This window comes from Niastella caeni (assembly GCF_004834005.1).
GTDB lineage: Bacteria > Bacteroidota > Bacteroidia > Chitinophagales > Chitinophagaceae > Niastella > Niastella caeni.
Genome location: NZ_STFF01000008.1, coordinates 187,507 through 210,978 on the forward strand (window position 1 = coordinate 187,507; position 23,472 = coordinate 210,978).

Here is a 23,472-nt window from a genome sequence, read left to right on the forward strand (position 1 = left end):
CTGTCTGATTGGGTATTAATTATCTATTCTTTCTTCATTTGCTTTCACATTGGCATCTTCTTCCGCAATTTTTGTGAGCAGGTTGTCGGTAACCTTTTCTTCTGCCAGGGTTTGGTCCAACAACTCGGCCGCATCATCATGCCCCATGGTGCGGGCTAACGTAACCAACCCACCGTAGGTGGCTATTTCATAATGTTCTGCTTTCTGTGCTGCAAAAATTAAACCCACATCCCGTTGGGCGCTGCCTTCATCGGTTTCATCAATAATGTCTGCGCCTTCATCTACAATACCCGCCATCGCCGCGCATTTGAGCCCTTTGGGTTCTTCGCCCAATAAATTAAATATATTTTCAAGTCGCGTTACATGATGAATGGTTTGTTCAAGATGATCATTAAACGCTTGCTTTAACCTGGTTGATGTAGCGGCCTCGGCCAGTTTGGGTAAAGTTTTTACCAGCTTCTTTTCAGCCCAATATACGTCCTGCAACTGTTGCATGAAGAATAGGTGCAGTTTGGAATCGGTGTTACCTGTAGAGCGGCGTGTTGATTGTTGTGATCCTGCGTTAGTTTGATTTGCCATAGAAAAGTATTTAGGTATTAATAATGGTTGGGGCAGGGGTTAATTGTTTTAACAGTGCTTGCCGCGCTAAATGTGCAATTATTATACCCCCGAAAGTGTGGATCAATGTTGTGGCAGAAGAAAAGCTGCAAGCTACACGGCTTCACGCTGCAAGCAGAAAAAAAAGGAGAATGCAAATGTAAATGATCTTAAGCACCATGCAGGATGATCGATGTCAATTGCGATCGAATAAATAAGTCCTTATTTTGCCCTGGTTTTGATGGCATGTGTTTCTGGCAAAACCAATGCTCCTGTTTAGTTGTTTACATCTTATCGACCTGGCCTGATGCTTTGTAGTGGTCGGTACGACAATTAATCGCAACCATTTATGAAGAAAGATATTCGTAATAGAGCAGACATTCAACAGTTGATAGATGCGTTTTACACCCGGGTGCGGTCCGATGAAACCATCGGGTACCTCTTCAATGATGTGGCCAAAGTGAACTGGGAGCAGCATTTGCCCCGTATGTATGATTTTTGGGAGAACATCCTGTTTCAAACCGCCAGCTTTAAGGGCAACCCGATGGTAGCCCACATGCAGTTGCATCAATTATCACCTCTTAATGCTGCCCATTTTGACCGGTGGCTGCTGTTGTTTAAGGCCACCGTTGATGAACTATTTGAAGGCGATATGGCCGAACTGATCAAACAACGCGCGCTTTCCATTGCTACCATGATGCGGATCAAGGTATTAACGGCCAATGATCCGAAGTCTATCATTTGATCCCGGGATATAAAAAAATCCTCCCGCCATCCCGATAGCTATTGGGAGGCGGAAGGACAATCTCTTTTGGCGTATTTTTCCAAAAGGAAGGGTTTTCATTGATCTTTCATTGGATTGGACATGATAAGGTTCAGGGTTTTCGGGCATCGGATTATAAACGGGCTTAGGTTGGGAACTGCAAGGGTACGCGATCTTCTTAAGGTTCGGTTTAATTCAAAGGATACGATCAAAATAGGGTTTCAGAGGTACGCTTAGTGCTGAACGCTTAACGCCGAACGCTTGGTGCTTAAGGCCGAAAATCACGAACTCGTATCTCTGATCTGTTTTCCGGCGTTTTGCCTTCAGCGTTCCGCATTTTGGCGTTGTGATTGCTTGCTGATGTAAAAGTAATACAGTGAACAGGCGGTTTACAAATTTCGGCTGGCCTGTTTCTTTAGAATGACCGTATTGTTTAACCGGCGATAGAGAGTAGTATGTAGCAATACAGGCAACAAGGCAACGAGGCATAAAGGCAAAGAGGGCATAAAGGCATAAAGGCAACGAGGCATAAAGGCAAAGAGGCATAAAGGCAACGAGGCATAAAGGCAAAACAATAGGCAATAGGTAGCCGCAATTGGTATCTGTAGCCGGCAATTTGCAATAGCCAGTCTACAATTTGCAATAGGCAATTGGCAACTACACGTTACACGTAATACAGCTAAAAGCCCAAAGCCTAAAGTCGTAAGCAAAACTTTCAGCCAAGTTTTCATTTGCACATTTTCCCATTTGCACATTTTCGCATTTTCCCATTTGCACATTTATTTTTCTATATTACAAATGTTGGTTATATTTAGTACGCAAAGGACCTCTGATTAATAGCATAGCAATTATTTTTTACCATCAAAACTAATTGAGCTATGCAACGCCACAGCCTACAAAAGCACTTAGGCCCCTACGCCATTGACAAGGCGCTATTCCAACGTATTGAAAACTACATTAACCGGAACATTCCCCGCATTCTGCTATTAAATCTCGAAAAAGGAAATGACAGGCCATTGAGCCCGTATATTACCGTTACCATTCAGAAAGCACAGGGCAACAAAGAAGTGTTGCGGTCAATGGATGAATATGGGTATGAATTGTTTGATGAAAATGTAGAAGAAGTGACCCTTGAGCTGGTACATAATAATGCTTTTAATTTCTGGGGACAGAAGGTGATCGTACTTATCATGACATTTGATATAAGTAGCGGGTATTGCGATCTGTCGCTTGCCCTTAGTGATGAAGAACCGCATGACAAGGTGCATACCATTGAAAAAGGATTGAGAACTATTATTAACCGAAATAAAAAATCGCTTCCCCTGGCAAGGTTTTTCAGGTAAATTCTGCTTGTGTTGTTTTGATGTTAACAATAAAAAACCATCCGCCGCGTGGGGATGGTTTTTTTATTGAGAGTGTGTGGTATAACCGCTTATTTCTGCTCCAGGGCGTTCTCAATGATGAACGACAGGTTGGCGCGATGAGCCTTTGTTTCTTCATTGGTAGAAACGGCAGTGGACAATTGTGTCTTGATCTTTTTCAATGTATATAAGGCGGCCGCTTTCGATACATCGTCGAACTGCTGATTTTGCGGAGCTATCATAGAAGCCAGCTGACGCACAAAATAGGTTTGCAGGTTCTGACGAAATACATTTACGTTGGTGGCAATATCTGCACTAAAGATACCTTTTTGCAGATCGCCCATCATGCTGGCCACGCTGTATTGGTTGCCATATAAACGGCTGTTGGTGATACGCTGTAAAGTAACGCCATGCAATAAGTGCGACAGCACGCCATCGGCCTGTATAGCCAGAGTGGTATTGGTAATGCGGAAATCATCGCCGGAACCGTTCTGGGTAAAACCACGGCGTTGTGGTTGCAGCCAGGCATATACCTGTGCGTCGGCCTCGAAGGCATCGGGTGCAAATACATATTTGTGCAACATGTCCATGGCCCGCTTTTGTGTAGCCAGCGGAACAGGAGTATAGGGTTTAACGCCCGATTTCTGTTCAGGATAACTTCTATCAATATAAATACCCCCGATATAACGGCTGATGGCCGCCATCATGCTATAGCGTTGACCAAGCAACGTGAAATAGCGCGTACGAAGTTCTGCATAGGATTGGCCTTCCTTGGTATATTTCGGAACCAGTTTGCCCATGGTTTGATTCACTATTTTAAACCGGTCTTCTGCATAACCTATGGCATCACTGGTTAGCTCATTGACGTTAACCCGTGGGTCCATGGCCTTACCAGGTGCCCGCATATCATCGCCGTCATTCCCAAACACCAGTTTAGGATCAGTGCTGCGCGCGATGATCGATTTCAGCCCTGCCGCTTCTTCGGCTTCACTAAAAGGTGTATAACCGTATTCAATAGCCCATAGGTCGTATGGACCTGCTTTGGTGGTATAATAATCGCCTTGTTTGCTTCTGTCTAAAGCAATGTTGATGGCGGGATAATCCATTACAGAACCTATCAGCCCTATTTTGTGGGTAATTTCTGTATTGTTGATCTCGGCAGGCGACAGCATCTGGCTGGCTTTCATGTTATGGTTCAACCCCAGGGTGTGCCCCATTTCATGCATGATAAGATAGATGAGGAACTGCTTGTGCATTTCCTTTACTTCATTGGCCGAAGCGCCTGAGGCGTCAAGGACGGTCATGCCCGTTAGTAACTGGCTTTTCAATTCGCCGGCCAGCGTGCAATTGGCTTCATGCTGCGGGTCCATACCAGGATATTGCAGTTTGCCGGCAGGTGCAGTGGTGTTGAACAATTCATCAAGTACCGGGGTGGCGCTTCCTGAATACCATTCTATGGTAATATCAGCGCCGATAATTTGACCAGTTTTGGGATTTACAAAGCTGGGGCCAATAGCACCGTACGTAGGTTGGGCTGAAGAAACCCAGCGGATCACATTATACCGGATGTCGGCCGGGTCCCAGTCGGCATCGTCGGGCATGATCTTCATTTGAATGGCGTTCTTAAAGCCGGCCTTTTCAAAAGCTTCATTCCATTTTAATCCGGCATCGACAATGATCTGGCGATATTCATTCGGGGTTGTATTTTCTATCCAGTAAACGATCGGTTCAACCGGTTCGCTCAGGGCTGCAGAAGGGTCTTTTTTCTTCAGGTGCCAGCGATGGATAATGTCTTTGTACGGAACAGGGCTGATGCTGGTTTGGTCGTTTATGTATTGCAAAAAGTAACCTACCCGCGGATCATCTCTCCGGGGGCGGAAATCATTCTGCGGCATTTCAATTAGGCTGTGCTGCATCCGTACCCGTACATAACGGGCATCTGTAATGTCAGTAGTGCCTGAATTAAAAGGAGCAGGATTGTCATATGCGAGATCAACGACTATATCAGAGTTATTGGGAAAGGAGCGAACATTCGCATACCGCGATTTGGCCGGGTTCAAATTGCCCAGGTTGAAAATGGTCATGGTGTTGGGGCCAGGCAGCAGGAGCGGTTTTACGGGATCCAGCTTTTCGCTGATAAATAAGCCGTCGGCATTGATCAGGTAGCCGTCTGCATCCTCGGCAACGGTTTTTTCTACCAGGAACACTGCTTCGGGTTTGTCAACCTCAGCGGTTTTGCTTACGGGATTATTGCGGTCGTACCAGAACCGGGTATTCACCCGGGAGAATTCCAGTTTATCGAACGCCTTCTGCACCTTGAATACCAGGGTGGCGCGGTGCATGCTTTGGTTCAGGTATAACTGGTTGGGGCCGCTGATGGAAAAGCTTTGATAGATATATTCTTTGCCTAACTGGTTTTTCTTAACATATAACTGAACGGTACCGGTGGCCGTATCCTGGTAAAGGGTGAACAGGCCATCGAACTTGCGGCTGCTTTTTACCTTGTCAGTAATTCCGGCGGGTTTTTTCTTGGCTGTATCGGTCACTGGCGGCGACACGGTGGCCCCTTTGTTTTTATCCTGAGCCCGGGATGCAGTTAAACACAAACCGGGGGATAGGATCAGGACCATCAGGAATTTTTTCATACGTGTGTTTTTAGGTATTTCAATTTACTGATGGTTTTAGGTAAGCTGGCATCTTTTGGGATGGAAGGAAGAAGAATGTGCTAATTGGCTAATTTGCTGATGTGCTTATTTAATGCCATATGGGTAGATCGCTTGCTGACTTTGCTAAATGAAGTAATATTGTGATAACAAAGCATCACGTAATTTCTTTGTACATTATCAAATTAGCATATTATCATTTATGGGAGTTTGGAGACAACTGCAGGAATATTTCTACTTGAAAAAACGCGATCCGAAGGCACCGCATTCTACCTGGATGCGCTATATGCACGGCATTAACAGGATCTCGCTGTTCATGTTCCTGATAGCATTGATCGTTATTATAGTGAAGCTGGTGACGATGAAGAAGTAGTTACCGGTTACCGGGGGCAGTTACAGGGTCCAGGTTTCAGGTTGCAGGGAATACAAGGGGGGAAATCGGAGACTGGCAATAAGCCCCGGAACATGTAATCTGTAACTTGCATCTGACAACCTGTAAAAAGCTCTTTATTTCTTTTGTAAAAATTCTGCTATAATGGCCGCTGCTCTTGCAGACGCATGCCCGCCCTGGCCGAGTAATTGCCGCAGATTGGAATAATCTTCCCGTAATTGTTGTTGGGTGGCTTCATTGGTGAGCAACGCATCCAGCTCTTTACGCAGATTGCCCGGCGTTAGTTCGTTTTGAATTAATTCCTTTACCACTGGTTTATCCATGATCAGGTTTACCAGCGAAATGTATTTGACCTTGATAAGCCTTTTTGCGATCTGGTACGAAATATTGCTTCCTTTATAACATACTACTTCCGGAACGCCGAACAATGCCGTTTCCAGTGTAGCGGTGCCCGATGTAACCAAGGCTGCCCGGGATTGTAATAACAAAGAATAGGTAGCGTCACGCACCGATGAAACATTGGGATACATGGCCAGTACCGATTCATAAAAACTATCTTCCTGCCCCGGCGCTTTGGCTACAATGAACTGGCAGGCAGGGAACATGCGGCTTACTTCCAGCATGATCGGTAGCTTTTTAAGAATTTCCTGTTTACGGCTACCTGGTAATAATGCCACGATGGGCTTTTTGGCCAATGGCTTACTGTCCGGCGCCAGTTGCGCTTCTTCCACTACTTCTATTAATGGATGCCCTACGTAATCAACCTCCCAGTTCCATTTATTTTTGTAATATTCTTTTTCGAATGGCAGGATCACCAGCATTTTATCAATGCATTGCTTCATCTTGTGAACGCGGTTCTCTTTCCAGGCCCATACCTGCGGTGAGATATAATAAATGATCTTATAACCTTGTTGTTTTGCCCATTCGGCTATGCGTAAGTTAAAACCCGGGTAATCGATGAGGATGAGCGCATCGGGTTTGTATTTGGTGATATCATCTTTACAAAACTGCAGGTTCTTTAAAATGGTGCCCAGGTTTTTGGCCACTTCCCAAAAACCCATAAATGCCAGTTTGCGGTAATGCTTCACCAGGTCGCCGCCTGCCTGTTGCATTCTGTCGCCACCCCAGCACCGGATGGATGCTGCGGCATCTGTTTTTCTGATCTCTTTGATAAGATTACTACCGTGCAAATCCCCAGAAGCTTCACCTGCTATAATGTAATAACGCATTGGGTAAAGATAAGAGAAAGTTGCCAGTTACCAGTTGCCTGTTACCAGGAAGGGGACTGCATTGCGGGATGCATGAAAATAGTTTGCGGTCTCGATTGTAGGGCCTGGCAACCGGTAACCTGTAACCGGTAACTGTTTTAGAATTCACTATTGACACAAGCTACTACAAAATAAACTTTAGTAACAATGCCGCTATCGCATATATAAGCGTGATGGCAAAAATGCCTTTGGCGGTTTTATCGCGGCGGGTGTTGATATAAAATGTGAACAGCGCAATATTCAAAACCAGGCAGGGCACTGAAATAGCAGTGATCTGGTTTTTGTTGGCTGCAATAAAATTCAAACAGTCTTTTACACTGAAGAGCGGATAAAATTTAATAAAATAATAGGCTATAAGGCTTAACAGGGGGGCGATAAAGCCCAGCAACATGCCAAAACGGAGGTTGTCTTTTTTGAACATTACAGTTTCCAGGTTTTTTCGAGCTTATCTTTCAGTTGATAATTGGTGAGGTCAAATTGCACCGGTACAACACTAACATAGTTATTTTTAAGCGCCCACACATCAGTATCTTTTCCTTTGTCGAAATTTACAAACTCACCGGTAAGCCAGTAATACTTACGTCCATTAGGGTCATTGCGCTCAACAAAGTCTTCTTCATATTTCGCATAGGCCTGGCGGCAAATACGAATGCCTTTTATAAGATCGGGTGAAACAGGAGGGAAGTTTACATTTAGTACCGTATGTTTCTCCGGCGTTTTCTTCAACATTTGCTCTACAATAATACGGGCGTATTGACGGGCGGCCGTAAAATCGGCTTCAATACTGTAATCGAGCAATGAAAATCCAACGGAAGGAATGCTTTCAATAGCTGCTTCTACAGCGGCCGACATAGTGCCGGAATATATTACGTTGATAGAGTGATTGGCGCCGTGGTTAATGCCGCTGAGGCATAGATCGGGTTTGCGGCGCAGTATTTTGTCTACAGCCAGCTTTACACAATCAACCGGGGTGCCCGAGCACTGGTATGCTTCCACGCCTTCAAAGAAGGTGGTCACTGAACTCAGACGCAGGGGTTGACCTATAGTGATGGCATGACCCATGCCAGACTGTGGTTTATCGGGAGCTACTACTACTATTTTTCCGAGATCCTTTACTGCTTCTACCAGGTTATGAATACCGGGCGCTGTTATACCGTCGTCATTCGTTATCAGGATAACGGGTTGAGCTGCTTTCTTCTTTTTTGCCATATCTTATAACAAAAGTGCTGAAAATTTCTGTCAAATGCATGAAATAGGAGAAATAAGTACAAGGCAGTACGAACCCGCGATTGGTTACTTTTTATCAAACCCCGAACATGCTACTTCAAAACGTTTTTATGTCAGGAACATTGTAAATATTGATCTCATTTTCTGGTGGATGATTAATAGCAAAGTAAACGGTGCTGATCATTTGCTTTATTGTTACCAGGGCTTGCTGGCGGCTTTGTTCGCGGGTGGCGGGAATAAGCCGGGCCAGGCCATAAAAAGGCAACAGCATTACCGGCCACCAATGACCCGGTCCCAGTACATACCAGGGTCTGATGAAGGAACATCGGGCGCCTGTTGTTTTTAATAGCGTTTCACCTGCTGCCCGCACTTCCCGGTATTCTTTCATGATGCGGCCCGGGTATTGGCTTACACTTAAATATATTACATGCGGCAGTTTGTTGTGGCGGATAACCGCAGCGGCCTGTTGAACCGATACCAGGTCGATGGTTTCAAAAGCGTTTTTTTTGGAAGGAGAGGGATGGGGAACGCCCACCAGGTGGATAAACGTATCGGCCCCGGCGGCCGAAGCTGCGTAAGTGGCGGCATCGAGGGCGTTGCCAATGATCACTTCGCAGCCCGGCGGCAGTTTATGGGCTGAACCTTCGCGCACCAGCGCCTTGATGCGGTACCCGCCCGTTTGTAACAGGGCTTTAATAAGCCGGGTACCGATATACCCGGTACCGCCGGTAATAAAAATGGTTTGCATGATGGGATGGGGTTATTGGGTATATACGTGAAGCTACATGTTTTAGATTGTGACTATGAAGAAAGTAGACGGCAACAAGGCAAAAAGGCAAAGAGGCAACAAGGCAGCGAGTAAACAGGGATTCCAGCATTAAAGAACTCAGAACTAAGAACCAGGAACTGAATATCTGGCCGTTGTGGCAGGAAACTCATATCCCATACGGAATTTTACACAGAACAAGGAATTTTCCCCTCTTTCCGCTACCTTTGCAGCCGATTAAAACTACAGGTAGGTTTATTGACTCTATTTTGTTGATTATTAATTGTTTGTAGAGCTAAATCCCTGGCAGTGATCAACATTTCAACTTTGCAATATGGCAGGTCAGTTAAAAGAAGTTCGTAATAAGATCAAGGCAACGCAAAATATGCAGCAAATTACCAAGGCAATGAAAATGGTAAGCGCTGCCAAATTAAGAAAAGCCCAGGATGCAATCATTCAAATGCGTCCCTATGCACGCAAGCTGCAGGAAGTGCTTAGTAACATCGTAAGCAGCTCAGAAGGCGATGCAAGCATTGGGCTGGCCGCTGAACGGCCTGTTGAAAAAGTGCTGTTGATCGTAATTACCAGCGACCGCGGTTTGTGCGGCGCATACAATGCCAACGTAATAAAGCTGGCCCGTACTACCATCCAGGAAAAGTATAGCGCGCAGGCTGCCAAAGGCACTGTACATGTATGGGGCATTGGTAAAAAAGGAACTGAATACTTCCAGAAAAATAAATACAAGGTTAGCGATACCTATAAAGATCTTTTCCTCGGTTTGAAGTTTGAGAACGTACAAGCTGCCGCCCAGGCTGCTGTTAAAGCTTTTGAGGCAAAAGAATATGATGTAATAGAACTGGTATACAGCGAGTTTCGCAATGCCGCGGTTCAACGGTTTACCGTAGAACGCTTCCTGCCTATTCCTAAAGTAGAGAAGAAAGAAGGCGCTAAAAAGAGCGACTTCATTTTTGAACCTGCCAAAGACGAGCTGATCGCTGAGTTGATGCCCAAGATCCTGAATACGCAATTATACAAAGCAGTACTTGATGCCAATGCCTCAGAACATGGCGCCCGGATGACTGCGATGGATAAAGCCAGCGAAAACGCCAACGAGTTATTAAAGCACTATAAAATATCATACAACCGGGCCCGTCAGGCAGCCATCACTACCGAGCTTACAGAAATTGTGAGCGGTGCTGCTGCATTACAAGGTTAAGATAGTTTATGGTTTATAGTGTGTTGTTTCTGGTTAACAATAAACTATAAACCAGAAACCATAAACTAAAAAAATGGAAATTTCCAACCTGATACCCCATATAGAAGCTTTGATCTTTGCCAGTGAGAAGCCATTGACCACATTAGAGATCACTGACCTGATCAATAATGCTTTCGGCTTTATGGAGGATAAGATCATGCTCGATCAGATTGAATCGGCCATTGAAGGGATCCTGGAGAAGTATAAAGCCGAGTTCTATCCCTTCGAAGTGCGCGAGAGCGGCGGTGGTTGGCAATTCCTTACTAAAAAAGACTTTCATAAAACCGTTGCCCAGTTAAACGGTGATAAATTCCTGAAGCGCCTGTCTACGGCCGCGTTAGAGACCTTAAGCATCGTTGCCTATAAACAACCGGTTACAAAATCTGAAATTGAAGCCATCCGGGGCGTGAGCAGCGATTATGCTATTCAGAAGTTACTCGAGAAAGACCTCATCGTTATTACAGGCCGTAATGAAAACCAACCCGGTCATCCCCTGGTGTATGGTACTTCTAAAAACTTCATGGATTACTTCGGCCTGAACACTACCGATGACCTGCCGAAACTGAAAGAAGTATTCGACGATAATATAGTATTGCCAACAGCGGTTGGTGAAGGAGGCACAACACCCGCCGCAGAAGATACAGGAACTGTTGAACCCTCTTTGAATGGCACACACCTGAATGGTGCTGCCATATCATTTACAGAAGAAGGTGCAGAAGGAGAAGCGGAGGAACCGGCCGAGGGCCAGGCAGCGTTGGAAATGCAGGATGAGAGCGTAGAATTGGATACCGATGAATCATTGATTGAAGAAGAAGCCGAAGCATTGGATGAAGAGGCCGGTGAAGTGCTGGATGAAATTGCAGAAGAGGCTTACGAAGACGATGAAGAAACTTTTAATGAAGTAGAAGGGGAGGAAGAAGAACAGCAGGAAGGGTTTGAAGAAGAGGAAGCTTACATTACGCCAGAAGAAGACGAAGATGCTTATACCGAAGACGATACCACCACATTTAAGGTTGATGAAGACGGGGAGCTGATAGAAGAACATGGTTCTCCCGAGAATGAGGATGAAGAGGGCGATGGTGAAGACGAGGCTGACGATAAGGATGGAGAAATGAAATAACAGTTTATGGTTTGAGGTTTATGGTTTGTGGTTCTTCCATTCAAGACGGCTCACATTACTCAAACTTCCCGAATCTCATGCACTGATTTATATTACTTGTGCGCATTCGCCAACCGGCCAATGCGCATTGTTATTTTAACAATTATTGGTTTAGGTCTTTCCGCTTCGGCTTTTGGCGTTTTGCATTTGCTTTCAGCTTATGGCTTACAGCTTGCAGCGGTTTTCTTCTTATATTCGCATAATATGTCACAGCAATTATCAAGAGAGTTTTTAATTCAGTTAGCGAACGAATACGGTACCCCATTATACGTGTACCATGCTGAAAAAATAAAAGAGCAATACGAGAAGCTGAAAGGTGCATTTGGCAAGATCAATGCCCGTTTTTACTATGCCTGTAAGGCGCTTACCAATATTAATATATTAAAGTATATCAATAGTCTGGGCGCGGGTGTAGATTGCGTGAGCATTCATGAAGTAAAGCTGGCCCTGAAGGCAGGCTTTGACCCCAGGAATATTTTATATACCCCTAACTGTGTCGACTTCCAGGAAATTGTTGCTGCAAAAGAACTGGGTGTAAATATCAATATCGACAACATTTCCATTTTAGAGCAATTTGGCAATAAGTTTGGCGGCAGCTATCCTGTTTGCATCCGGCTCAACCCGCACATCATGGCCGGTGGTAATTTCAAGATCTCTACCGGGCACGTAGACAGTAAGTTTGGTATTTCCATTCACCAGATCAGGCATATTGAACGCGTTGTAAAAAGCGCCAAAATAAAAGTGACCGGCGTGCATATGCATACCGGTAGTGAGATCAAAGACATCGGCGTATTCCTCGAAGGGTTGGAAGTGATGTTTGAAATTGCTAACCATTTCCCCGACCTCGAATTTGTTGACCTGGGCAGCGGCTTTAAAGTGCCTTACCAGCCCGACGATCCGGAGACGGATGTGAATACGCTTGGTCAGAAGATGGCGATAGCATTTAAGAACTATGAAAAAGAAACCGGTAAAAAACTGCAGGTGTGGTTTGAACCGGGTAAATACCTGGTAAGCCAGTGCGGTTATTTTGTGGTAAAGACAAACGTGGTAAAGCAAACGCCTGCTACGGTATTTGCCGGGGTGAACAGCGGGTTTAACCACCTTATCCGTCCCATGTTTTATGAAGCGTACCATCATATTGAAAATATTTCCAACCCCAACGGTCCCGAAAGGATCTATACGGTGGTAGGGAACATTTGTGAAACCGATACGTTTGCCTGGGACCGCAAGTTGCATGAAGTACGGGAAGGCGATTACCTGGTGTTTTATAATGCCGGCGCTTATGGCTTTGAAATGTCATCCAACTTCAACTCCCGCCTTAAACCGGCAGAAGTGCTGGTGAAAGATGGCAAGGCCCATCTCATTCGTAAGCGCGATGAATTTGATGACCTGTTGAAGAATCAAATTGAAGTTTTATAAATCAATGCTCCTCCGGGAGCATTTTTTATTTACATTCACTGAAGAAAGTTATTGAGTTGTTCAGTTCATAAGTTAACCCGAACTCAATAACTGAATAACTCAATAACTCAATAACTGAATAACCTTTCCTTCATGCCAAATAAATTCATCCAACGACTTAATAACCCTGTTTTATTCAGGGTATTCCTGCTATGGAAGCTGCCCGCCGCTTTCTTTTCGGGTGTTCGCGTAAGAGAGATCGATGAACAGCATTGTGTGGTAACGGTTCCGTATAAATGGTTCTCGCAAAATCCCTTCCGTTCTACCTATTTTGCCTGCCTGGCCATGGCTGCGGAAATGAGCACCGGCTCGCTGGCTATGGCGCATGTATACGATCGTAAACCCGCCGTATCGATGCTGGTGGTAAAATTTGAGGCCAATTATTTCAAGAAAGCAACGGGCCGTACCCGCTTTGAATGTAAAGATGGCGCCTTGTTATTGAACGCCATTGAAAAGGCCATTGCCACCGGCGAACCTCAGGTTTGTGTTACTACATCAACTGGCACCAGCAAACAAGGCGATAAAGTAGCGGAATGTTTTATAACCTGGTCGTTTAAGGCGAAAGAAGCTGCAAGCCGAAAGTGAATACAAATGCAGGGGCACGCCGCAGGCAAAAAGGTATAGCATGTTGAAAAAGGGGCGAGGCTCAAAACTAAAGAACCACAAACGATAAACCACAAACTACAAACCACAAACCATTATAACAATGAAGATCGCATTCCACGGCGCTGCGCGTACTGTTACAGGATCGAAGCATTTGCTTACGTTGAATAACGGCCGGAAGTATTTGCTCGATTGTGGTATGTTCCAGGGATTGGGACAGGCTACCAGTAATTTGAACCGTCATTGGGGCTTCAATCCGGGCGAAGTAGATCATCTTATATTATCGCACGCACATATTGATCACAGCGGTCTTATTCCCAAACTAACCAAAGACGGGTTTGCCGGTAATATTTATTGTACGCCGGCTACCAAGGAGTTGACGGAACTCCTGCTGGTTGATTCGGCCGAAATACAGGAGGATGATGTAAAGTACGTGAACAAGAGGCGAGCTGCAGAGCGTCAACCCTATCTGCTGCCATTATACACCGTGGCCGATGCTGAAGAAGCGCTTAAATACCTGCGCCCGGTTGAATATGGCCATTGGTATGCGATCGATGATTTTGTGGAGTTGATGTATACCGATGCCGGTCACATTATTGGCAGTGCCGTTGTAAACCTGAAGGTAAAAGAGAATGGTAAGGTCACGCATATCACGTTCAGCGGCGATGTAGGCCGGTACAGGGATGTGATCTTGCGTTCGCCCGCAGTGTTTCCGCAAGCAGATTATATTATTCTTGAATCAACTTATGGCAACAGCCTGCACGAACTGAATGTTACTACGCCCGACCAGTTGTTGACCTGGATTGAAAAGACATGTTTGCAGAAAAAGGGCAAACTGATTGTTCCGGCCTTCAGCGTGGGACGCACACAGGAATTGTTATATCACCTGAACCAGTTAGAGCTGGAGCGGCGCCTGCCCGACCTGGATTATTTTGTGGACAGTCCGTTGAGTGTAAAAACAACTACGCTGGTTAAACGATATCCCAGTTACTTTAATAAATCCATTCAGCGGGTGCTGGAATCAGACTCCGATCCGTTTGCTTTCAAAGGATTGAAGTTTGTGAAAACAGTACAGGAGTCGAAACTGCTGAACTTTCGCAATGAACCTTGTGTGATCATCTCGGCCAGTGGTATGGCAGAGGCCGGCCGCGTAAAACACCATATCAGCAATAATATTGAGAACAGTCGCAACACCATTTTAATGACCGGTTATTGCGAGCCTGATTCGTTAGGTGGCCGTTTATTATCGGGCAGGAAAGAAGTATCAATTTTTGGGGTATCGCATGAAGTACATGCTGATATAGACGCCATACACAGCATGAGCGCCCATGGTGATTATGAAGACCTGAGCCAGTTCCTGGCCTGCCAGGACCCCCGTCAGGTAAAGCGTTTGTTTTTGGTGCATGGCGAGTATAACGTGCAACAACAATTCCGCCAGCGATTAATTAAAAAAGGATTTACCGATGTGGAAATACCGGAGGTGCATTATGAGATAGGATTAACGTAGAACAATGTGATAATTAAAGCTACAAGGCACAAGGTTCAAGGTTCAAGGCACAAGGTTCCAAGGCACAAGGCACAAGGTTCAAGGCACAAGGTTCAAGGTTCAAGGCACAAGGATCAAGGCACAAGGCACAAGGTTCCAAGGCTCAAGGTTCAAGGCACAAGGTTCAAGGTTCAAGGTTCCAAGGCATAAAGAATGAAAGGCGCAAGCAAGACAACTGGAAGTAAGAAAAATAAACTTTTGGATATATAGGGAAGGACGATAAAAGGGGAGTATTGAAAATTAAACGCTTGAGCCCCGAAGTTTGGGCCTTGTACCTTAATAAAAAAACCGCCTCACGGGGCGGCTTTCTAATTCAATAATCTTTGGGTAGTCTCTAGTGTAAATTTAATTCATCTATAGGCTCAGATTTTGTTGGGTAGTTCTCCTTTCAGATAATGGATTTTGCAAATTTGGATTTTTCATCGGATCGGATCGTTTAGGGTTTTCTCGAGGAGATTTTAGTTGGTTTCAAATGGATCGTTGGATAAATTGGGTACGAGGTTTTTCAGGATCTTCAGGCTCCGTGACGCCTTCTTCAGGATTTGCCCTTTCGGGTTTTTTTGGTTTTTTACAGGAATTTTGATCTGTAACAAAGATGCTAATTCTTTCCCCGGATCTCAATTTTATTCGACTAATAAGTGGAAACCTTCGATTTTTAGGTGGAAAAACCCGGGTAAATGGATTTTAAGTGTAATATGTGTACAATATACCTGGGGTGTTTGGGTAGAAATTTCGCTGAACGCTAAACGCAGAACGCTTAAGGCAAGCTCCTATTGGCGGGTTTTGCGCGTTAGGCGTTAAGCGTTAAGCCTTCCGCATTCGGTATAAAAAAGAAACCGAACCCTTTTGAGGTTCGGTACCTTTTAATGAAATCCATATCATGAGCAGGCTGGAGATTTTTTAAATCGCACTAGTTTTCATAGCGTTGGATTCCACTTTTTTTTCCGTTTCAAGGGATAGGGTTTATAATTGATAACCGTCACAATTAATAAGTTACACAGTATATATGGTTCTGCGTTTAGGGGCTTATTTGTTGTAACAAAGATGGTTACGAACACCCGCAAAGAGAAAATTATTAGCTATTTGGGTTAATTATGCCGGTAAATAACAAGAAAGTTTCGATGAAGATCAGATAATGTTTAAACGCTTTAAAACGTCTGCCTTGTGGGCCTTGCTTACCGGGATCTCGTTCCCCTTTATAAACAGGTCGTTTTCGCGAATATCATCTATCTTATTGATATTTATTATGTAAGAGCGGTGCACCTTTATAAAGCACTGCCGGTTTACTTTTTCTTCCAGGTTTTTGATGGTATTATGGGTGATATACTTTTTATCGATGGTTACGAACTTAACATAGTCGCCCATGCTTTCAATAAACAGTATATCATCATTGTTTAACCGAACCAGCTTGCCGTCGCATTTTATGAAAATATGATCGGTAGCCGTGCTACTGATGTTGTTTTCTCCTGCAGGGGTGGTTAGTTTATTCAGCGATTCCTGGAAACGTTGATAGGTAAATGGTTTTTTTAGAAAATCTGTGACATTGTATTCGAAAGCGTTATACGCATATTCCGATTTGGAAGTGGTTAGAATTACTTTGGGATAGTACGCCAGTTGATCGAGCAGATCGAACCCGGTAGCGCCGGGCATTTCCACATCAAGAAACAATACGTCAACGGAATTTTTATTAAGATAGTCAAGCGCCTCCTCCACATTGGTAAAATGTCCTTTCACTTGCAACAGTGCACTTTTCTCGCAGCATTTTACCAAATAGTCGGCGGCTACCTGCAAATCTTCAACAATGACACAGGTCCATTTCATAAAAAATTGGAATTGAATTCTTTCAACTTATTGTATTCCGTTGCGATAAGCTCTTTGCTCTCTGCTAATGTAATTACAATTTGTTGATATTCGGATTTTAATTCATTTGAAGTATTTGCTTTTTGACAAAAATCTTCAAATTCCTTACAAATATGTTGCACCAGCGGCAAACCACAAAAACCAAACGTCGGTTTAATTTTATGTATTGCCTTTTTTAGTTCCAATAAATTATTTGCTTCGTAAGCAGTTCTAATTGAATTATAATCTTCATCAAAGTGCGCGAGCGTTGTGCCGAAGATCTCTTCTATGTACTGGTAATCATCTTCATACAAACTATAAAGATAATCGCTGTCAATTTTTTCGTTGAAAATGAATTTTTTAGAGAAATTTGATCCACTCATAGGAAAATAGTTTATCCATTTTTTCGTTAATTAGGCATCCGTAGAATGAAACCTTTCGTTCTAATCCAATAACTCTATGAAGGAGAAAATATTATATCTTGTCTGGTCTATTTACAGGGAGATAGTTCATTCTGGCTTGTATGAGGGCGTTTCCAAGGATCTACGTAAAAGAATCATCCGCTTCAACCAGTTTATACTGCTTGCCCTGCTGCTTAATTTTTTCTCTGTCTTCTCCTATTTTTATCATAAGCTATATATCAGTGCGTTAGTAAACATTACTTCAGCTTATTTTTTCCTGCTGGCATTTTATTTTGGTTCAAAAAGAAAGCTCGAAACAGGCCGTATCATTGCGGTTATAAATATAAACTTATACCTCATTGTAATAAGTTATATAGAAGGCTTGCGGGCAGGGGAGTACCTGCTGTATTTTCCTTACTTCGTGGTTCTAACGTTTGTGGTTAGCATCAGGCGTAATTTTAAAGAGCTGTTATCTGTATACTCCATAACGGTTATATCGTCACTGGCCTGTGTAAAGATTTGTCCGTATATAAACAACATACAGCATATTAACGAGGCCCTGTATACTCAGTTGTATAGCGGTAACCTGGTTATTTCGCTGGCCATGACCATTATTTTTTCCTACTCCATATTACAGGTGAATAAGGATAATGAAGTAGCCATTCTACAGGAAAAAACATTTGGCGATACCATCTTCAATACTTCGCTCGATGGGGTATTTATTATTTTCCACCAGTCGAATATAATTGCCAGTTGTAACAAGCGGGCACTGGAATTGTTTGAGGTGAATGAGAAAAGGGAAATTGAAGGAACAAACATTGAAGACTGGTTCGAAGAACATCATATTAAACAGTTCAACTCAATAAAAGAGTCGCTGGCTGGTGAATCGCGTCCCTGGCAGGGCGAGTTGACCCTTACGGCCAAAACAGGCCGTACCTTTTATGGCTTTGTAAGTGTGGTGCCCTTTACCTATAAAGATACCGGTTACACCAAGATCAGTATTTTGGATGTAACGAATGTGAAGATGGCCGAGTTTGAACTGATGAAGGCCAAAGAAAAAGCCGAAGCGGCTGCCCGAACAAAATCACGCTTCCTCAGTAACATGAGCCATGAATTGCGTACGCCGCTGAATGGTATTATCGGTGCGTCGAACCTGTTATTGCAGGAAGAACATTTACCAACACAGGAGCAACACCTGGATATTTTGAAGTTTTCATCTGAGCACATGATGATGCTGATCAACGATATCCTCGATTACAATAAAATGGAAGCCGGAAAAGTGGAACTGGCAGATGTGCCCGTAAACATTAAAGAGTTTATGCAGAAGCTGGCTTCGCAGTTCTCTCCGCAAATAAAAGCAAAAGGGCTTGAATTTAAAGTAGACATTGATGACCGGCTCGACTTAGAGTTTTATACCGATGAAACCCGGTTGAACCAGGTGCTGAGCAACCTGCTGGCCAATGCCCTCAAGTTTACGCATGCGGGCACCATCACTATGGCGGTTCGTAAATTGTTCTCCTCAAGCGCCAAATCAACGTTGCAGTTTATTGTGATGGATACGGGTATTGGCATTCCTAAAAATAAACACAAGGAAATATTCGACAGCTTTACACAGGCTGATGTAAATACTACACGTAAGTACGGCGGTACCGGATTGGGGTTGAGCATCACCAAGCGTATCGTTAATATGTTTAACAGCGACCTGCTGTTAGAAAGCGAGGAAGGAAAGGGCAGTGCGTTTCACTTTACTGTTGAGCTGAAGATCTGTGAGAACAGGAAACGCTATATTAATGAAGACAACATAAAGCACCTCCATTCGCTGGAAGGTATACGATTACTTATTGCAGAAGATAACCCGGTGAACCTGTCTATCGCTAAAAGATTTTTAACCAAGTGGGGCATACAGGTAAGCGAGGCTACCAATGGCCGGGAAGCCCTGGCCCAGTTCAAAAAAGGCACGTACGATCTGTTGTTGATCGACCTTGAAATGCCAGAAATGGATGGCGCCACTGCCCTGAAAGAAATACGTAAGATCAATACGTCTATACCTGCAGTGGCATTTACTGCGGCAGTATATGATAATATGCAGGCCGATCTTTTGCAAAAAGGGTTTACTGATTTCATTCATAAACCATTCCGGCCAGAGGAGTTACATTCTAAGATAAGTTATTTGGTATCTGCGCTACGCGCGTAAAACGTGCGTTCATTAAAAAGACCGAAGCAGGATGTAAGAAACAGGAAGTACTTCTAATTTTTCAGGAACAGAAGGACGTGAGTAGCATTGTAGATGCATTCAATGCCGAAAAAGGGTCAAAACTGTCATAACTAAACTCGCATGATAAGTTGTTCCTTGTAAATTCTGATAAAAAGAGCCACTAATTTTTAATTGTCTTTGCATTCGTTCGGGTTATATTCCAAGACCTTTGTATCTTGCATACCTGTTCAATTGGAGCGCACATAGTTTAGTATTAGCCGAAAAAACAAAGCCATGAGAAAGATTCCATCGAATGTTTCTTCAATCTGTTATAATTTGCCGCCGTACAAGGCAAAGCCATTAGCCAGCCAATTCACGGAGTTTCAGTCAACTAGTGTTATTGCACTAATTTTCAGTTCATTTACCGGATAATACCTTATGGTAAGCAAGCCCAGGCTTTGGGTGATCCTGAACTATTGTAATTGACCTTTCCTTAAGCTGTTTTACATCAGCCGATAATTAATTTATCATACATCTTTTCCGGGTAAAGAATAGCTGCAGCGATCAACCCGGAATCAAAACGATTGCTGCATAATTTTCTCATGTGACTCGCAGCCCTGATTCTTCAGGGCTGCCTATTTTTTAGGGGTGTTTAACAATTCCTTAGGTATACTTTCACAAAGCCTTAATTACTTCTGTTTCATTTTCAACGTTAATAATGTAGGTTAACTATACACAAAAAAAGGAGGAGTTGTTATGAATATACTAAAAGCTATACCAGTTCTTTTTGTGCCCATCCTATTGGCGGTGAGCTGCGCTACGCCTGCTTACATTGAAAAAGACGAGACGGCAGATTTCAGCCGTTATAAAACGTACGCCTGGATAGATAGTGATAAGAAAGAGGAAAAAGGCAGGCATATGGAGTTTATGAAAAAGCATGTTCATGAAGCGGTAAATGCGCAATTGCTAAAAGAAGGCTGGCGGGAAGACAAGAGCAAACCGGATGTTTTGATAAGCTATGATATGCTTGTTGAAAAAACTACCAGGGAACAATCAAATCCTGTATACTCAATGCCATACCGGCGCATGTTTTACAACCCATTCTATCGCCGGTGGGGGACTATTTACTATCCTTCCATGTTTATGGGATACGATAACAATACTGCGGAAGTACGACAAGGTACATTAACTATAACGATGGTAGATGCGAGAACCGATAAAACCATCTGGCAGGGCTGGACGACCGACGACGTGAACAGCAGGAATGTGACCAAAAAGGAAATTAACAGTAGTGTGAACTCTATCTTCCGCAAGTTTGATGTAGTAAGAAAGTAAATGCAGAACTGGTGAAAATTAAAAGGGGGTCTTCGCCGCGGCAAAGGCCCCCTTTTTAATATTTTGATGGTTGAATTGCTTGATGGTTGCCATCATCTATTGATAATTCAAATGCAACTCTACGCGTCTGTTCTTGGCGCGGCCTGCCGGGGTAACATTGCTGGCGATTGGTTTTGTATCACCAAAGCCTTGCGCGTTGATCCGGTTTTCGGCAATACCTTTTTTGATCAGGTAGTTCTTCACAGCCTGGGCGCGTTTGGCCGATAGTTTCAAATTGAATACCGCATTTCCTTTATTGTCGGTATGCCCTTCAATGCTGATCTGTAACTCCTGATCTGCTTTCAGCACTTTAACTACAACATCCAGTTTGGGGTAAGAAACTTTTTGAATGATGTCTTTGCCCGACATGTAGTAAATGCTTTTGGCCGCTATGGCTACCTTCTTGGCAACTTCCTGTTTTATTTCAGGGCAGCCATTGTTGGCGGGTTTGCCTGGTGTGTTAGGGCATTTGTCGGTTTCATCATCCAATCCATCGCCATCGGTATCAGGAATGGGGCAACCATTGTATTTGGCGGTACCGGCAACATCAGGGCATTTATCGTTCTCATCATTCAGTCCATCGCCGTCGGTATCGGGCACAGGGCAACCATTGTATTTAGTGGTACCGGCAACCTCAGGGCATTTGTCGTTTTTATCGGCAATGCCATCTTTGTCTTTATCTGGACAACCTGCCAAAGCAACTTCGCCAGGTATTTCAGGGCACTCGTCTTTATCATCAACAAGGCCGTCGTTGTCTTTATCCTGCGTGATCTGTACTTCTTTTATAACCTCTACATTTTTCACAACAGTATCAACCCTTGTTTCAACCACAGGTTGCGGTTTAGGTTCCGGTGGGGGAGAAGCTTTATGCCGCTTTATTTTGATGCGTTGGTAAATAGATAAGGTTACGCCCAGGTGTACATCGGCGGCACTCACATTTTTATTAGATAAGAAATTAGACAGAATGGAAGCCGAACCAACAAACACGGGTCCTGCGCGTAAGCCTGCTCCCCATGCCATTGCCTTATTCAGCGTATTATAATAAAACGGTGAGTAAATGCTGAACCACTTTTTTTCCAGGCGGGGTGTTACGGTAAAGGACGTGGCATATTGGGCCGAAAACTGGTTCTTGTTTCTGTTAAGGAGGTTCACTACGGTACCTGCATTAATGAAAAGCCGTTTGTAAATATGATAGTCGGCGTCAAAACGAAGGGTGGTAGGCAGGCTGACCTTCATTTTGTCGGTATGGGCTTTAGACGTGAGGATGTTCATGCTTTCGAGCCTGGTGAAATATTCATCGAAAGTTTCGTCATCGTCTTTTTCAAAGTCATCGGTAGACCGGGTAGACGCGTTCATGGTATAGCTGTCGCCATGCTCGGAATTTTTATATTTTACCGAACCGATATCATTTACCGAAGCGCTCAGGCGAAGTTTATACAGGGTAGGGTCGGTCGTGAGCCAGCCACTGCTTTCAGGGCGCCATTCATATACCAGGCCCAGGTCTAACCCCCAGCCATGGTTACCGGAAGATTTGTCCAGGATATCGGAGAAGTCATCGTCCACGTCATCGAGGTTGCTTGAATAGCGTACGTTAAAGTCGCCTTCAAGCTGGTTGATGTAGTCGTTCTTGGCAATATTCACCAATAACTTATTGGAATATACGGAGGCTGCCGCCAGTCCGACCACATATTTACCGGTAACACCCAGTTTAAGCAGGTGTTGCGGAGAATTGTAGATGACCCGGCCATAAGATAAGCCTGCTTCCGCAAAGGCATGGGCCTTGAACTGCACGTTGCTTTCCTGGAGTGCGGTATTATAAAAGGCAGAATCGTTGCCAAAAAGGCGAAATGTTTTATCGCTGAGGTTAAATTCGTTTACCAGCGTGCGCATGCGGCTGTACAGGCCAAAGCCACTTTTTCTGCCGGTAGCGATCATAAAAGAGGGACCCATGATATCGGTATTCAACCATAGGTGCTTTTTATCGGCATTGGCCGATTTCAGAAAATCCCTGTTCTCTTCCAGGTCTGAAAAGTCGAAATTGGAAAATTTGTCTTTCTTAAGCTCATAGGCATTATTGCCAGCCAATGCGCTCATGGAAAACAGGTTGATATTCACTTTATACTTGCTTCCGGCAACGGAGGCGGGGTTTTGTAACATGCCGTGAACACCCGAATAATTGTCGTACGAGTAACCAGTGAACTGTTGAGATAAGCCATACAGGGGTATACAGCTTATAAGGCCTAGTGCCAGGCTTTTTTTCATGACTTAGGAGTTTGGAGTTTAAGCGGTTAAATTATAATGTTATTGTTACAAATCAAAGCGTCGCAAGGTAACTAAATTATATGTAATATGAAATGGAATAGCTTATATATGATATAAATCATTTTATTGCCTTAGGGGGTAAAGAATTGTACCTGCATAAGTGGATATCCCGTCCTGTTGGGGTGATCAATGAAATGGCGGTTTGCCTGGGGCCTGCCTGATTTTGCCGGTTTATTTGGGGGCAAATCAATAATAATTCTTTTACATATTATATTCCGGTTATTGTTACCAGCTTAATAATGAGCCTGCTTCATATTCATATATCGACGCTTTATATACATGGAA

General features: G+C 43.9%; 19 protein-coding genes. 10 read left to right on the forward strand and 9 right to left on the reverse strand.

Annotation, left to right across the window (positions count from 1 at the left end; all coding sequences use genetic code 11):
• Positions 1-15 precede the first annotated feature (15 nt).
• Positions 16-579: a YciE/YciF ferroxidase family protein gene (locus FAM09_RS24310; protein ID WP_136579766.1), complete on the reverse strand. Its 564-nt coding sequence runs from the start codon at positions 577-579 to the stop codon at positions 16-18.
• A gap of 367 nt (positions 580-946) precedes the next feature.
• Between FAM09_RS24310 and FAM09_RS24315 the strand changes: the two genes are divergently transcribed.
• Together FAM09_RS24315 and FAM09_RS24320 are read left to right on the forward strand one after the other, a co-directional pair.
• Positions 947-1,342: a group III truncated hemoglobin gene (locus FAM09_RS24315; protein WP_136579767.1), complete on the forward strand. Its 396-nt coding sequence runs from the start codon at positions 947-949 to the stop codon at positions 1,340-1,342.
• 896 nt (positions 1,343-2,238) lie between these two features.
• The gene (locus tag FAM09_RS24320; protein ID WP_136579768.1) at positions 2,239-2,703 is read left to right on the forward strand and encodes a hypothetical protein; all 465 of its coding nucleotides are present in this window, start codon (positions 2,239-2,241) and stop codon (positions 2,701-2,703) included.
• Between the two features lie 89 nt (positions 2,704-2,792).
• On the opposite strand, the gene FAM09_RS24325 is transcribed toward FAM09_RS24320, so the two are convergent.
• Positions 2,793-5,366, reverse strand: a complete 2,574-nt coding sequence (locus FAM09_RS24325; protein ID WP_136579769.1) for a zinc-dependent metalloprotease — start codon at positions 5,364-5,366, stop codon at positions 2,793-2,795.
• Between the two features lie 220 nt (positions 5,367-5,586).
• Between FAM09_RS24325 and FAM09_RS30935 the strand changes: the two genes are divergently transcribed.
• The gene (locus FAM09_RS30935; protein ID WP_166437258.1) at positions 5,587-5,757 is read left to right on the forward strand and encodes a DUF6728 family protein; all 171 of its coding nucleotides are present in this window, start codon (positions 5,587-5,589) and stop codon (positions 5,755-5,757) included.
• Positions 5,758-5,891: 134 nt separating this feature from the next.
• Here the strand turns inward: FAM09_RS30935 and lpxB are convergent, their stop codons facing one another.
• The 4 genes from lpxB to FAM09_RS24345 all read right to left on the reverse strand — a co-directional run bounded on the left by lpxB (position 5,892) and on the right by FAM09_RS24345 (position 9,018).
• Positions 5,892-7,004, reverse strand: a complete 1,113-nt coding sequence (gene lpxB / locus FAM09_RS24330) for a lipid-A-disaccharide synthase (RefSeq protein WP_136579770.1) — start codon at positions 7,002-7,004, stop codon at positions 5,892-5,894.
• Positions 7,005-7,167: 163 nt separating this feature from the next.
• Positions 7,168-7,464 (reverse strand): hypothetical protein, encoded by a 297-nt coding sequence (locus FAM09_RS24335; RefSeq protein WP_136579771.1) that lies wholly within the window; start codon positions 7,462-7,464, stop codon positions 7,168-7,170.
• Entirely contained in the window at positions 7,464-8,252 is a 789-nt protein-coding gene (gene surE / locus FAM09_RS24340; protein WP_136579772.1) for a 5'/3'-nucleotidase SurE, read from the reverse strand. The genes FAM09_RS24335 and surE overlap by 1 nt, the downstream gene beginning before the upstream one ends.
• A gap of 115 nt (positions 8,253-8,367) precedes the next feature.
• Entirely contained in the window at positions 8,368-9,018 is a 651-nt protein-coding gene (locus FAM09_RS24345; protein ID WP_136579773.1) for an NAD-dependent epimerase/dehydratase family protein, read from the reverse strand.
• Positions 9,019-9,370: 352 nt separating this feature from the next.
• Here FAM09_RS24345 and atpG point away from each other — a divergent pair, with 352 nt between their 5' ends.
• The 5 genes from atpG (at position 9,371) to FAM09_RS24370 (ending at position 15,018) form a co-directional block, all read left to right on the forward strand.
• Complete coding sequence (gene atpG / locus FAM09_RS24350) at positions 9,371-10,252, forward strand: ATP synthase F1 subunit gamma (protein ID WP_136579774.1); 882 nt, start codon at positions 9,371-9,373, stop codon at positions 10,250-10,252.
• A gap of 73 nt (positions 10,253-10,325) precedes the next feature.
• A complete protein-coding gene (gene scpB, locus FAM09_RS24355; protein WP_136579775.1) occupies positions 10,326-11,411 on the forward strand; it encodes an SMC-Scp complex subunit ScpB in 1,086 nt (361 codons plus the stop codon).
• A 243-nt stretch (positions 11,412-11,654) separates the two neighbouring features.
• Positions 11,655-12,869, forward strand: a complete 1,215-nt coding sequence (gene lysA / locus FAM09_RS24360) for a diaminopimelate decarboxylase (protein ID WP_136579776.1) — start codon at positions 11,655-11,657, stop codon at positions 12,867-12,869.
• A 132-nt stretch (positions 12,870-13,001) separates the two neighbouring features.
• Positions 13,002-13,493: a DUF4442 domain-containing protein gene (locus FAM09_RS24365; protein ID WP_136579777.1), complete on the forward strand. Its 492-nt coding sequence runs from the start codon at positions 13,002-13,004 to the stop codon at positions 13,491-13,493.
• A gap of 121 nt (positions 13,494-13,614) precedes the next feature.
• The gene (locus tag FAM09_RS24370; RefSeq protein WP_136579778.1) at positions 13,615-15,018 is read left to right on the forward strand and encodes an MBL fold metallo-hydrolase RNA specificity domain-containing protein; all 1,404 of its coding nucleotides are present in this window, start codon (positions 13,615-13,617) and stop codon (positions 15,016-15,018) included.
• 1,167 nt (positions 15,019-16,185) lie between these two features.
• Here the strand turns inward: FAM09_RS24370 and FAM09_RS24375 are convergent.
• Together FAM09_RS24375 and FAM09_RS24380 are read right to left on the reverse strand one after the other, a co-directional pair.
• Complete coding sequence (locus tag FAM09_RS24375) at positions 16,186-16,878, reverse strand: LytR/AlgR family response regulator transcription factor (RefSeq protein ID WP_136579779.1); 693 nt, start codon at positions 16,876-16,878, stop codon at positions 16,186-16,188.
• Positions 16,875-17,279, reverse strand: coding sequence for an Hpt domain-containing protein (locus FAM09_RS24380; protein ID WP_136579780.1), 405 nt, complete (start codon positions 17,277-17,279; stop codon positions 16,875-16,877). The genes FAM09_RS24375 and FAM09_RS24380 overlap by 4 nt, the downstream gene beginning before the upstream one ends.
• Before the next feature lie 76 nt (positions 17,280-17,355).
• On the opposite strand from FAM09_RS24380, the gene FAM09_RS24385 reads away from it, so the two are divergent.
• Positions 17,356-19,491 (forward strand): response regulator, encoded by a 2,136-nt coding sequence (locus FAM09_RS24385; protein WP_136579781.1) that lies wholly within the window; start codon positions 17,356-17,358, stop codon positions 19,489-19,491.
• A gap of 756 nt (positions 19,492-20,247) precedes the next feature.
• Entirely contained in the window at positions 20,248-20,826 is a 579-nt protein-coding gene (locus tag FAM09_RS24390; protein ID WP_136579782.1) for a DUF4136 domain-containing protein, read from the forward strand.
• 96 nt (positions 20,827-20,922) lie between these two features.
• On the opposite strand, the gene FAM09_RS24395 is transcribed toward FAM09_RS24390, so the two are convergent.
• Positions 20,923-23,127, reverse strand: a complete 2,205-nt coding sequence (locus FAM09_RS24395) for a DUF5723 family protein (protein WP_136579783.1) — start codon at positions 23,125-23,127, stop codon at positions 20,923-20,925.
• Between the last annotated feature and the right edge of the window lie 345 nt (positions 23,128-23,472).

Bases quoted from the DNA above. Each gene is read 5' to 3' on its own strand.
- FAM09_RS24370 (WP_136579778.1), top strand. From the start codon at position 13,615: ATGAAGATCGCATTCCACGGCGCTGCGCGTACTGTTACAGGATCGAAG.
- FAM09_RS24315 (WP_136579767.1), top strand. From the start codon at position 947: ATGAAGAAAGATATTCGTAATAGAGCAGACATTCAACAGTTGATAGAT.
- lysA (WP_136579776.1), top strand. From the start codon at position 11,655: ATGTCACAGCAATTATCAAGAGAGTTTTTAATTCAGTTAGCGAACGAA.
- FAM09_RS24320 (WP_136579768.1), top strand. From the start codon at position 2,239: ATGCAACGCCACAGCCTACAAAAGCACTTAGGCCCCTACGCCATTGAC.
- FAM09_RS30935 (WP_166437258.1), top strand. From the start codon at position 5,587: ATGGGAGTTTGGAGACAACTGCAGGAATATTTCTACTTGAAAAAACGC.
- FAM09_RS24325 (WP_136579769.1), bottom strand. From the start codon at position 5,366: ATGAAAAAATTCCTGATGGTCCTGATCCTATCCCCCGGTTTGTGTTTA.
- FAM09_RS24390 (WP_136579782.1), top strand. From the start codon at position 20,248: ATGAATATACTAAAAGCTATACCAGTTCTTTTTGTGCCCATCCTATTG.
- scpB (WP_136579775.1), top strand. From the start codon at position 10,326: ATGGAAATTTCCAACCTGATACCCCATATAGAAGCTTTGATCTTTGCC.
- FAM09_RS24385 (WP_136579781.1), top strand. From the start codon at position 17,356: ATGAAGGAGAAAATATTATATCTTGTCTGGTCTATTTACAGGGAGATA.
- FAM09_RS24365 (WP_136579777.1), top strand. From the start codon at position 13,002: ATGCCAAATAAATTCATCCAACGACTTAATAACCCTGTTTTATTCAGG.
- surE (WP_136579772.1), bottom strand. From the start codon at position 8,252: ATGGCAAAAAAGAAGAAAGCAGCTCAACCCGTTATCCTGATAACGAAT.
- lpxB (WP_136579770.1), bottom strand. From the start codon at position 7,004: ATGCGTTATTACATTATAGCAGGTGAAGCTTCTGGGGATTTGCACGGT.
- FAM09_RS24380 (WP_136579780.1), bottom strand. From the start codon at position 17,279: ATGAGTGGATCAAATTTCTCTAAAAAATTCATTTTCAACGAAAAAATT.
- FAM09_RS24335 (WP_136579771.1), bottom strand. From the start codon at position 7,464: ATGTTCAAAAAAGACAACCTCCGTTTTGGCATGTTGCTGGGCTTTATC.
- FAM09_RS24395 (WP_136579783.1), bottom strand. From the start codon at position 23,127: ATGAAAAAAAGCCTGGCACTAGGCCTTATAAGCTGTATACCCCTGTAT.
- FAM09_RS24375 (WP_136579779.1), bottom strand. From the start codon at position 16,878: ATGAAATGGACCTGTGTCATTGTTGAAGATTTGCAGGTAGCCGCCGAC.
- FAM09_RS24310 (WP_136579766.1), bottom strand. From the start codon at position 579: ATGGCAAATCAAACTAACGCAGGATCACAACAATCAACACGCCGCTCT.
- FAM09_RS24345 (WP_136579773.1), bottom strand. From the start codon at position 9,018: ATGCAAACCATTTTTATTACCGGCGGTACCGGGTATATCGGTACCCGG.
- atpG (WP_136579774.1), top strand. From the start codon at position 9,371: ATGGCAGGTCAGTTAAAAGAAGTTCGTAATAAGATCAAGGCAACGCAA.